This window comes from Agrobacterium sp. 22-209-1 (assembly GCF_053522485.1).
This window is the reverse complement of sequence record NZ_JBNWCH010000010.1, coordinates 130,582-141,396: the sequence shown is the minus strand read 5'-3', so window position 1 is coordinate 141,396 and position 10,815 is coordinate 130,582. Positions and strand designations below refer to the sequence as shown.

Below are 10,815 nucleotides of genomic sequence, written 5' to 3'. Positions count from 1 at the left end.
CGTCGCCGCTTTGCCGGCTCAATAACCGCGGGCCATGTCGACCGTTTCCGGCAGCCCGCCGGTCTCGCGCCATGTGCGCACATTGCCGGCCACGATGCGGGCCGAACTTTCCCGGCTTGTCGGCGCGGAAATATGCGGCAGGACGGTCACTTTGGGGTGTTGCCAGAAGGCGGAAGCAGCGGGCAAGGGCTCCTGCTCGAAGACATCGAGAACGGCGTGCGAAAGCCTGCCGGAATCGAGCGCTGCAATCAGGTCATCTGCGACTATCACTGCGCCGCGGGCGAAATTGATGAGTGCCGCGCCCTGCTTCATTGCGGCGAGACGCTCGGCGTTCAAAAGACCGCGCGTCGCATCGGTAAGCGGCACGAGGCAGACGAGAATGTCGCTCTTTTCCAGCAATGCCTGCAGCCCGTCATCGCCGGACAGCGTTTCCACGCCATCGACCGCCTTGGCCGAACGGCTCCAGCCGGCGACGTTGAATCCGGCATGGGTGAGGCGCTCCGCCGCAGCCGTGCCGAGCGCCCCGAGGCCGAGGAGACCGATGGTCATTTCGCCGGGGTGGCGGTAATCCAGCTCATGCCAGAGCGCCTTTTTTTGGTTTTCGCGATAGGCGGGCATATCGCGTTGCAGATAATAGGTCCATGCCAGCACGGCTTCGGCCATCACACGCGAAAGCTCAGGATCTTTCAGCCGAACGATGGGAGGAGCCTTTTCGCCCAGTTCCAGCACCAGCCGCTCGACACCTGCCCACAGGCTGTGGATCCATTTGAGGCCCAGAAGCGCCGCGATATCGGCAGGATCCGGATTGGCGACGATGGCGAAATCCACCTGGTCTTTCTGTTCCGCGCTCAGTTCGGAAAAGGAAAGAATGTTCTCTTCCGGCATGGCGGCGCGCAGCGCCTGCTTCCAGACGGTCTCCGTTTCCGCATTCATCCGCGAAACAAAGGCTATGGGTGATGGCATGAGACTGATCCTGCTTGCGATTTTAGTTTCGCGCCATCAATGCGCAATTTCGGCTGACAATACCATGGGTTAGTCGTTCGAATCGTCAACGGAATGAAACGGCCCGGTTTTCACCGGACCGTTTCACCATTACGCGTCTTCCTTCACCGGCGGCTTTGCATCGCCGTAATAGGCCGCGAATTTCTCGTGATAATGCTCCGAACCGCCGGGGCCGGCATAACGCTGCAATTCCGTCATGTCGGTCTTGTTGAGCACGATGCCAAGCGTCTTGTTGGCGATCTGCGGTTCGTTGGCCATCAGGTTCTGCACCATCTGGATCGGTGTCTTGCCCCATTCGGTCACGAAGACGAAACCGTCCACCTGCGGCGCAAAGGCCTTGGCATCGATGACGGGAACGACAGGCGCAAGGTCAACGATGATGTAATCGCAGGCCTCCCGGGCAGATTCGATGAATTTGCGCATGCCGGGGGAGGAGAGCAGCTCGCTCGAATGGGCGAACTGGTTGCTGGTGGAAACCGGCAGGATGCCCATTTTCGTGCGCGTATCCACCTTCACCGCCTGCGTCCACGGGATTTCATCGAGCACCACTTCCACCAGACCGGCGGATTGCCGTGTGGTCAGCATGCGGCTGAGGCCGGGATTGCGGATATCCGCATCCACGACAAGCGTTCGTTTGCCGGTGGAGGCGATCAGCCCGGCGAGATTGAGCGCCACGACAGACTTGCCCTCGTTCGGCAGGCAGGAAATGACGCCGATGACCCGGCAGGGCCGTTCCTGAATGACGACGTCCGCCGTCAGCTTCACATTGCGGAGCGTTTCCGCAAAGCTGGAACGCGGGCTATCGACGGCAAGGCGCAGCATCTTCTGGAACGAGACCTGGCCGCTGTCATCAAGCGTGGCGTTCTCGCCGCCGGGGGTGGCGGCGCTGTCGCCGGTCTTGGCGTTTTCCACGCCCCTTTCCCCGATAAAGGGAAGGTAACCGAGAAAGCGCATGCGCAGATTGTCGCGTACATCGTTGCCGGTGTGGAAAAAGCGATCCCGGAATTCGAGAAGCGCTGCAATGCCGCCGCCCAGCATCAGGCCGAGAACGACCGAAAGCGCCATGGTCATGGTCTTTTTCGGACTGGAAGGCGAAGTCGGCAGGCCCGCTTCGGAAATGATGCGCGCCTTGGCGATGGGCAGCGACTGCTTCTGGGAAGCCTCCTCGAAGCGACCGAGATAGGACTGGTAGAGGGTGCGCAGAGCGGTTGCCCGCTGCTCGAGTTCGCGCAGCTGGACCATGGTGATATTGGCTTGCGAATTGCGGCCCGCCACCCGGTCGATATTGTCGCGCAACGACTGCACGCGGGAATTGGCGACGTCATATTCGTTCTTGAAGCTGCCGGTGAGCTGCTGCAATTCCTGGAAGATCTGCTGCGATACTTCTTTCTTCTCGGCCTCAAGCGCGGTCGCCTGCGGATGGTCGGCGCCGAATTGCTGGATGATACCCCGCTGCCGGTCGGAGATGGTGATGTAGCGCTTTCGCAGATCCTGAATGACCGAATTGTCGGTATCGCGGGCCGAGACAACGGCGTTATCGACCGCCGTTTCCGGTCCACGGTCGATGATCGACTTATACTGGTTGTAACGGGCGGAGGCCGTCGCGGCATCTGCCTGCGCAGCAATCAGCTGGCCGTTGAGGTCGGCAAGCTGGCTTTCCGACATCAGTTCGCCGCGCGAGGAGACGATGTTGTTGTCCGACTTGAATTTCTGCACCGCCAGTTCAGCGGCCTGGGCGCGCTGGTTGAGGTCGGTCATGCGTTCCTGCAACCATACCGAAGCGCGCTCGCTGGCGTCGAAATTGGCGTTAAGCTGTTCTGTAAGATAGGCCTGTGCATAGGTCTTGGCGATCTGCGCTGCAAGCTGGCGGTCGGTCGAGCGGGTGGAGATGGCGATGACCGAGCTGCGGCCGACACGTTCCACCGTCAGCGACTGCTGCAGCACCGCGGCGGCCTTCTCGCGGCGTCCGGCGCGGATTGCGGCCTCGGAAACCGGCGGATCGCCCGGCAGGACGAGATCGAGAATGCCGCGCACGGAGGATTTGACGAGCTGGACCGGCGACATCGGCGGATTGACGATGGTGTCGTTCTCATCGAGCTTGGCCTTGTCGACTACGGTCAGCGCCATTTCCTTGGATTTCAGAATTTCCACGGCGCTAGCGATGCGGTTGTCGACGATCTGGGCTGCGGGCACCGGTGATTCCTCTTCCGCATAGCGGGAAAGGCTTTCATCCAGGAGCACCTGCGTCATCGCGGTGTAAACGGGGGTCGCAAGCACCAGATAGAGGCCGGCCAGAACCACGGCGGCGATGACGGAGGCGGCAATGACATTGGCGCGGCGCACCACGGCGGCCCACAGGCGGTCGAGGTCGATGAACGTGTCGGAATCCTTGCCGGATTCCGGAAAACCGATATTGGATTTAAAGGTCTTGTGGTGCATGGACCTACCTTGTGAACTAAAAATGGTACGCGGGAAGCCGAGCAAACTCGCCTTCCCGCCTCCCGTTATTGGTGCGCCGGCCGCCTCCCCGGCGGCGCGATGAAAGTCAGGCCGCCTGGACGCGGCTTTCGTGGTTCGCCACCAGTTCCTTCACCGAAGCGAGAACCTGTGCTTCCATATCCGCCCGCATCAGCGAGAAGGCGACGTTGGCGGCAATGAAGCCCTGCTTGCTGCCGCAATCAAAGGTGCGGCCCGAATATTTCTGCGCGTGGAACGGCTGCTTCTCGGCGAGCCGCTTCATGCCGTCGGTCAGCTGGATTTCATTGCCCGCGCCGCGCTCCTGCTTGGCGAGAATATCGAAGATTTCCGGCTGCAGGATGTAACGGCCATTCAGGTAATAATTCGAAGGCGCCTTGGATGGTTCCGGCTTTTCAACCATTTCGGTGACGGCGAAGCCGTAATTGACCTTCTGGCCGACGCCAACGACGCCATAGGACGAGACTTCTTCACGCAGGCATTCCTCGACGCCGAGAATATTGCCGCCGACTTCATCGTAAAGCTCCATCAGCCCGGCGATGCAGCCGCGTGCGCCGTAAGAAACCATGTCCGGCAGAAGCAGGGCGAAAGGCTCCTTGCCTACCAGCTCGCGCGCGCACCAGACGGCGTGGCCGAGACCGAGCGGCACCTGCTGGCGCGTATAGCTGACGGTGCCGGCAACCGGCAGCATCTTTTCCAGCTGCAGCACCTGCACGGTCTTGCCGGAGCGGGTCAGCGTATTGATGAGTTCCGGCGCGCTGTCGAAATAGTCTTCGATGGCGGTCTTGTTGCGGCTCGTCACGAAAATAATGTGTTCGATGCCGGCCTGCATGGCCTCATCGACGGCATATTGCACGACGGGACGATCCACGATCGTCAGCATTTCCTTCGGCATCGCCTTGGTGGCGGGCAGAAACCGTGTGCCGTTGCCAGCTACGGGAATGACGGCTTTTCTGACAGTTTTGTTCAGGTCCATCGCGTTCTCCTTCATCAAGGTTTGATCTGTCCCCAGTCCCCGCGCAGATTTCGTCCACGCGTCAATTTCACGAAATCTGTCTTTTCACCCCTGTATTCGCCGCGGGCGCAAACATGGCGTCCCGCAACCTCCTCAGCCGCACTGCAATTGGCATTCGCAAATGCCCCAGCACGGCAGGATCCCTTATCGTGGTCTTCAAGGCGCCGAGTACCGAGCGGCTCTTGATGTTTTCCACCAATGTCAGAAAATTATGCGCCAGCCGCAGGCTGCGGCTTCTCGCCTGCTGCGCATCCATGGCTGCCGGCAGCAAAGTGTAATGGCTGAGGAACTCCTGATCCGCCCGCATCATCGCTTCGACGTGATGAAGTTCGAGCACACGCGAAATCGAGCCTTCGCGGATATTGTAGATATAGCCCGGCTTCGGTTCGATGACACAGAGGCCGCCGGCGGCGAGCGCCGAGGCGAGCAGGATATAATCCTCGCCGATGCGTATATCCTCGCGGAAGCGCAGAGCCTCGCTATTGAGGAAATCGCGCCGGAACATCGGCTTCATGTAGCCGAAATTGAAGGTGGAACGGAACAGGATGTTGGAGGAAATGAAGTCCTCGAGCGTGAGGGCAGAGCGTTCCTCCAGAAACTCTTCCGGAAACATCGTCTCCATCGGTCTGCCGTCGGTATAGACGACATCGAGATTATCGACAGCGATCTCAGCATTCGCGGCCTCCGCCCGGCACATCATGCAGGCGGAACGCTGCGGACGGATGACGTCGTCGGAATCGAGCACGGCGATCCAGCGTCCCGTCGCGGCCTCGATGCCGGCATTGCGTGCACCACCCGGACCGCGGTTTTCTTCCAGCGCAAGCAGGCGCACACGTGGGTCAATGGCGGCAATCGCCTCAACGAATGGGATAGTGTCATCGGCGGAACGGTCGTCGACGACGATCACTTCCAGCGTCACACCCTGCTGGTCGAGAGCGCTGTGGATGGCGGCTTCGATTGTATCGGCCGCATTATAGGCGGCGATGATGAAGCTGATATCGGGCGGTGAGGCAAGGTTTTCCATCAGGTCGCCTCCACCGCGCCATACTGGCGGATTTCGCGCACGCCGAAAGCGCCGCTCATCGAGCCCATATGCAGTGCGCCACGCAGCGCATAACGATTGCGGCGCACGGCGTTGAAACCGTTCAAGGCGGCGAAGAGCGCGCAATAAAGCACTTTCGAACCTGCCTTCAGCACCTGCCCCACGCGGCGTATACCGGGTTTCCTGTCCGCCAGCACGCGGCCGTGGGTCTGGCCGGAGCGGAAGCGGCGTTTGGCAAGCCATAGGAAGCTTGCGCGATTTTCCGGCACGGGTTCGGACAACATGGCATCTTCCGCAAAGACAATACGCCCGCCGGCGGCGTGAAGATGCGAGAAGAAATGGGTGTCTTCGCCGCCGCTCTGGCCGAGCGCCAGCGCGAAGCGCCGGCCCTTCACCGAAGGCGCATCCATCTTGAGCAGCGTGTTGCAGGTATAGCCGGTGATGATCTCGCCATTCACCCAGACCGGAACGGTCGAGTGGAAATCGCCGCGTTTCATCCATCCCGGCGCATTGTCTCGGTAAACGGCCGCTACGGGGCCGAGAACCGCTTCCGCACCGGTCTCGCCGGCTTTTTCCAGAAGGGCGAAGAGCCAGTGCGGCGGGGCGGTCTCGTCATCATCAATGAAGGCGAGGTAATCCGCCTTGCATTCCGACAGGCAGGCATTGCGGGCAATCGAAATATTCGATTTCGGGCAATGGACATAGGTGATCTCGAACGGGGCGGTTTCGCGCAGGCGATCGACGCTCGCCTTGGCGCTCGGCTCCTCGTCATTATCGGCGACGATAAGACGAACTTTCACACCTTCCGGCACGTCCAGCTCGAAGAGTGACAGAAGTGTGGCGATAAGTGCCGGGCGTCTGTAGGTGCAAATGCCGATATCGACGGTTTTCGAATCATCTGGGCGGGTGACGGTGTTGTCAGTCATGAGACAGCCTTTCTTCCCCGGAATTTCAGGAGTTCCAGCCAGAAGCCGGTGGACCAGGCCAGATGCATCACCATCGCCGAAAAGGCGGCGAGCGGGCCGTATGGGTTTTTCTGACCTATTGCCATCCACAAGCCATAGCCCAAACATGCGGCGATCCAGAGGCCGAGCGGGATAAGGGCCGCCCAATGCACGAGCGATAGCAGCGCGAAGATGAACACCGGCAGCACGGCGAGCGGGATCATTTGGCGGATTTTCGGGATCGAGCGATGCTTCAGGAGGTTCTTCGCCCGGCCGCGGCCATAGGCGAGATATTGCCGGAACAGCGGCATGACGCTGGCGCGCGGATAATAGGTCATGCGGGTCTTGTCGGTCATCCAGATACGGAAACCGGATTTGCGCAGGCGGAAATCCAGTTCGGCATCCTCATTGTGGCTGAAGCTCTCGTCATAACCGCCGACCGCGTCGAAGGCGGCAATCCGCATCAAGGCGTGATGGCCATGGTCGATCCAGTGGCCTTTGGCACCCTCGCGGTGCTTGGAACCGCCATTGCCGAGCTTGGAATTCTGGGCGATGGCCGTCGCTTTCTGAAACAGGCCATGTCCGATGGTGTCCATGGCGACGACGACAGAATCCGCGCCGGTGCGTTCCGCATCTTCGATCAGCCGCTGGCAATAGTCATCGGGATAATCGCCATGGGCGTCGATGCGGATGAGATAGTCGAAATCCTCGCCGAAGGTGGCAACGGCAAGGTTGATGCCAGCGCTCTGGATGCGCTTCGCATTGGCGAGAAGTGTGACGCGGTCATCCGTCGCCGCAAAGGCGGAAACGATATCGCGGGTTCCATCCGTGCTGCCGCCATCGGCAACCACGATACGGAAGAGACGCCCCTGCATTGCATTGGTGAATTTGACAAGCAGCCCCTCGATCGTCTTTGCCTCATTGAGGCAAGGAATGACGATCAGCGTTCTGATGCCGTGATGACCAAGACCTTCCATAATTTGCCCCCTACGCACTACACGGGTGAAAACTGCGCATCACGGGCATGGCCGGAAGCGGATGTGGTGAGCGAGGACAAGTGCTGGACCAGCTGACGGCAATCGTCGCGGTCGGTCAGCCATTGTTTCCTGTCTGTTGCCGACAGGGTGTGGAAGGCGTCCGCATAGGTTTGCGGGATCATCTGGTTGAAGAGGGCGGCAAGATCGTCAGCGCCTGCCTGTTGCAGGACGAAGCCGATATTGCGTTTTTCAATAAAGCGAGCCGTTTCCGTGCCGGAAAGCGCAATCGGCAGGGTGCCATAAAGGCCGCCTTCATAAAGCCGATTGGGCAGCAGCCAGCTGGAATTCTGGCCTTCTTCGAAAAAGTCGATCGCCCAGGTGAACTGCACCTCGTTGTAAATCGCGGCCAGATCCTCGGGGTTTTTGTAAGGTCCGTGGAAGTGCAAATGCGGGGCAGCGGCCACGAAGCCATCGAAATCGGTAAACTCCGAATAGGCCGGCCGGCCACGCAGGATGATTTCGACCCGGCCTTCCATGCGGCGGGCAAACTCAGCGAGGATTTCCAGCGACCTACGGCAGCGAAGCGCCCCGAACCAGCCGATTTTCCATGGTTCGCCGGGCTTGGGGGGGCGGGGTTGCGGCGCGGCGGCAACGGTGCTGTCGAGCGCCAGCACCTTGTTTTCCTGCAAAAGGACGGGAAGGTCGAGGCCCGACACAGGTTTGAAATAATGCTCCACGAATGCCGGAGAACTCGTGACCAGCAGTTTGGCGTCGCGTGCGAAATAACGTTGCGCAGCATTCAGCAGCTGTCCGGGCCTGCCTTTGTTGAGAAGCAGGCGGTGAATATCGAGACATTCGTAAACCAGTGCTGGCTGGCCGCCAAAGATCGACATGGCCCGCTTTGCCAGAGCCAGCATTTCGAGGTTCCTGGCAAGAATGATGTCGGGTGTCGGGATGCCGCTCAGGAGCTTTCCAAGAGAAAGGCTGGCTTTTGCCACAGCCGCCATGCGCTGCAGAAACTGCCCGTCGGCGGTCTCCCCAAGCACGACGGGCACGACGCCTTCGATTTCCGCCAGCCGGTTCCGCCCGCGCCGGAAACCTGCCAGCGTGACCCGCGCCCCGCCCGCGAGCAAGGTCAGCACCCGCCGGCGAATGGCGGGGTCCGACAGATCATGCGCGAGATAGAGAATATGGGTCATGCAGGGTTCCGGTTGGTTCGCGCGTCAAAGACGTCGCAGCACAGGTTTTGGTTCAAAAAATCCGGTCAGTTCAGAGCGCAGGCGATGCTTTCCGGGAACTGGCACTTGTCGCCGAGGGCAGTGAATGAGAAGCGGTCAACGACCATCTGCGACGGCCCGGCATAAGCAAACTTGCCCATCCAGTCCTTCAGCGTATCGGTGCCCCACAGGCTGAAGAAAATCTTCTGGGCGTTTTGCGGGATTTTCGTTGCGTCCGTGACTTCATGAACGAGCTTGCCGTTGACGTAATAACGCAGGCGCTGTGGTTCCCAGACAAAGGCATAGTCGTTGAAACCGGCATCGGCTCCACCTTCCACCGGCACCAGCTTCTCATTGCCGCCCTTGGCGGAGATATATTGGTTGAGCTGCACCTGGCCGGTATTTTTGCCGAGAACCTCGAAGTCGATTTCGTCGTGCGGTTTCTTGTCGGTCGGGCCAATGTAGGTGAAGAAGGCGGAGTTCAGTCCGGAGCCGGTGGCGGCCTTCATGCGCGCTTCATAGGTGCCGTAACGATAACGGCCCTTGGTCTGGATTTCGCCGCAGGCGAATTTGCGGTCCCCAGCCTTGGCTTCTTCGAAACCGAGTGTGAGTTGGCCGTTTTCCACCGTCGCCAATTTTTTCGACCAGGTGCAGTTTTGATGCGCGCCGTTGTTCCAGCCGTCTGAAACGTACCAGAAGCTTCTGTCCATCTGGTCGAAATTCTCGGTGAAGGACGCGCCGTTGCCTTCCTGCGCCTGCATCGGTGTTGCGAAAGCCGTGGCCGAAAGGGCTGCGGCAAGAAGAATGCGTGTCTGAACGCGGGTGACAAATGTTGTCATTGGTTCACCTCTGTCGTTGCGAATAAAGCGTTTCGGATGTGGGCGGGCCGATTATGGAGGCCCGTTTGGTCGGGGAAGCAGTTGCCGTCTTGCGTTTGCCGCTGCGGCTCCCGGTGAGCACGGAATAGACGGTGGGCAGATATTTGCGTGTCTGCGCGTTGCTGATGATCAGGATGACGAAGGCGGACAATGTCGCGCTGATATAGAAGGCGGGATAAAAGTCCGGCCCGCCCTTGTTCCAGACCATCCACATGATGACCAGCAGCGGGTAGTGGGCGCAGAATATCCAGAAGCTGAGGCTGCCGGTCTCGGCAAGCCGCTGGCCAAGCCTGCTGCGGATCAGGATCGATGAAGACACCCAGAAGCCAAGCGCGCCGAAGACCGCGAGCAGATTGCGCGACATGTTGAGCCAGAAGGTGAATTCCGGGCCGGTGAAATAAAGACCCGTAGCAAGAATGGCGGATGCCGTGAAGGTTAGCACCATGATCGGCAGGGCGTAGGGATCAAGCGCCTTGACATCGACCCGGTGCAGCGCAAGCGCAATGCCGAGCGAAAAGCTGAAGAGGATCGATTTCTTCTGCACGATGAAGATCGTCAGGTCCGGCATGGCCGTGATGATCAACAGGATTGCGAGCGTCGGCAGCGCGAAGCGGCGCATCAGAAATGCGAGCACCGGCGACAGCAGAATGCAGACAAAAAGGTCGCGCAGAAAATAAAGCGGCACGTTCACCGGCAGTTCTTCGAGTGCCGTACCATGGCTGAGGATTTCGCGCGGGCTGGCATTCCACAGATCGGGGAAATACCCCACGCCAACATCGAAGAGCTGGATCAGCAATACGGCGGCAAACAGCGCGCCATTCCACAGAAGGAAGGGCAAAAGCACGGTCTTCGATTTGGAGCGGATTGTTGCCGGATAATTGAATTCACTCATGCCGCGGCGAAACAGCAGGTAACCGGAGATGGCGCTGAGGCAGGGCACGCCGATACGGAAGAGCGCATCGCCCAGGAAAACGCGCAGCCAATCGAAGAAGCCGTAAAGGCCGAGAAAAGGGCTGGTTTCGGCATCGTGCGGCACATGCACGAACACGATGCCTGAAATCAGCAATATGCGCATCAAATTGATACGGGAGGATAGGTTCTGATCGACAGTCACATCAGTCACCCCTATTGGGCGGCGTCCACCCACGCCGCGTTGCAACCAGAGCGAACTTAAGCCCGCACTGGAAAGTCTGGTTTCGACTTTGGGATAAAATGTGGCGACGCGGGAAAAACACAAGCTTAGATTTTGCGGGTGAATGTCTGGC

The 10,815-nt window shown here is 59.7% G+C and carries 9 protein-coding genes; all 9 read right to left on the bottom strand.

Going from position 1 to position 10,815, the window contains the following annotated elements; translation table 11 throughout:
* Positions 1 to 18: 18 nt before the first annotated feature.
* Positions 19 to 963 (bottom strand): 2-hydroxyacid dehydrogenase, encoded by a 945-nt coding sequence (locus ACQZ48_RS19720; RefSeq protein WP_448729224.1) that lies wholly within the window; start codon positions 961 to 963, stop codon positions 19 to 21.
* 129 nt (positions 964 to 1,092) lie between these two features.
* Complete coding sequence (locus tag ACQZ48_RS19715) at positions 1,093 to 3,441, bottom strand: Wzz/FepE/Etk N-terminal domain-containing protein (RefSeq protein WP_165691319.1); 2,349 nt, start codon at positions 3,439 to 3,441, stop codon at positions 1,093 to 1,095.
* Between the two features lie 106 nt (positions 3,442 to 3,547).
* Positions 3,548 to 4,453, bottom strand: a complete 906-nt coding sequence (locus ACQZ48_RS19710) for a UTP--glucose-1-phosphate uridylyltransferase (protein WP_448729223.1) — start codon at positions 4,451 to 4,453, stop codon at positions 3,548 to 3,550.
* A gap of 67 nt (positions 4,454 to 4,520) precedes the next feature.
* Entirely contained in the window at positions 4,521 to 5,516 is a 996-nt protein-coding gene (locus ACQZ48_RS19705; RefSeq protein ID WP_191218033.1) for a glycosyltransferase family 2 protein, read from the bottom strand.
* Positions 5,516 to 6,460 carry a glycosyltransferase gene (locus ACQZ48_RS19700; protein ID WP_448729222.1) on the bottom strand — a complete coding sequence of 315 codons (945 nt, stop codon included), beginning with the start codon at positions 6,458 to 6,460 and terminating at the stop codon, positions 5,516 to 5,518. The genes ACQZ48_RS19705 and ACQZ48_RS19700 overlap by 1 nt, the downstream gene beginning before the upstream one ends.
* Positions 6,457 to 7,455: a glycosyltransferase family 2 protein gene (locus ACQZ48_RS19695; RefSeq protein ID WP_271359194.1), complete on the bottom strand. Its 999-nt coding sequence runs from the start codon at positions 7,453 to 7,455 to the stop codon at positions 6,457 to 6,459. Before ACQZ48_RS19695 ends, ACQZ48_RS19700 begins: the two co-directional genes overlap by 4 nt.
* A gap of 17 nt (positions 7,456 to 7,472) precedes the next feature.
* The gene (locus ACQZ48_RS19690) at positions 7,473 to 8,654 is read right to left on the bottom strand and encodes a glycosyl transferase family 1 (protein WP_448729221.1); all 1,182 of its coding nucleotides are present in this window, start codon (positions 8,652 to 8,654) and stop codon (positions 7,473 to 7,475) included.
* 65 nt (positions 8,655 to 8,719) lie between these two features.
* On the bottom strand, positions 8,720 to 9,511 hold the full coding sequence (exoK, locus tag ACQZ48_RS19685; RefSeq protein ID WP_077984779.1) for an endo-1,3-1,4-beta-glycanase ExoK: 792 nt from the start codon (positions 9,509 to 9,511) through the stop codon (positions 8,720 to 8,722).
* 4 nt (positions 9,512 to 9,515) lie between these two features.
* The gene (locus ACQZ48_RS19680; protein ID WP_077984857.1) at positions 9,516 to 10,664 is read right to left on the bottom strand and encodes an acyltransferase family protein; all 1,149 of its coding nucleotides are present in this window, start codon (positions 10,662 to 10,664) and stop codon (positions 9,516 to 9,518) included.
* Positions 10,665 to 10,815 lie beyond the last annotated feature (151 nt).

Bases quoted from the DNA above. Each gene is read 5' to 3' on its own strand.
- ACQZ48_RS19720 (WP_448729224.1), bottom strand. From the start codon at position 963: ATGCCATCACCCATAGCCTTTGTTTCGCGGATGAATGCGGAAACGGAG.
- ACQZ48_RS19715 (WP_165691319.1), bottom strand. From the start codon at position 3,441: ATGCACCACAAGACCTTTAAATCCAATATCGGTTTTCCGGAATCCGGC.
- ACQZ48_RS19710 (WP_448729223.1), bottom strand. From the start codon at position 4,453: ATGGACCTGAACAAAACTGTCAGAAAAGCCGTCATTCCCGTAGCTGGC.
- ACQZ48_RS19705 (WP_191218033.1), bottom strand. From the start codon at position 5,516: ATGGAAAACCTTGCCTCACCGCCCGATATCAGCTTCATCATCGCCGCC.
- ACQZ48_RS19700 (WP_448729222.1), bottom strand. From the start codon at position 6,460: ATGACTGACAACACCGTCACCCGCCCAGATGATTCGAAAACCGTCGAT.
- ACQZ48_RS19695 (WP_271359194.1), bottom strand. From the start codon at position 7,455: ATGGAAGGTCTTGGTCATCACGGCATCAGAACGCTGATCGTCATTCCT.
- ACQZ48_RS19690 (WP_448729221.1), bottom strand. From the start codon at position 8,654: ATGACCCATATTCTCTATCTCGCGCATGATCTGTCGGACCCCGCCATT.
- exoK (WP_077984779.1), bottom strand. From the start codon at position 9,511: ATGACAACATTTGTCACCCGCGTTCAGACACGCATTCTTCTTGCCGCA.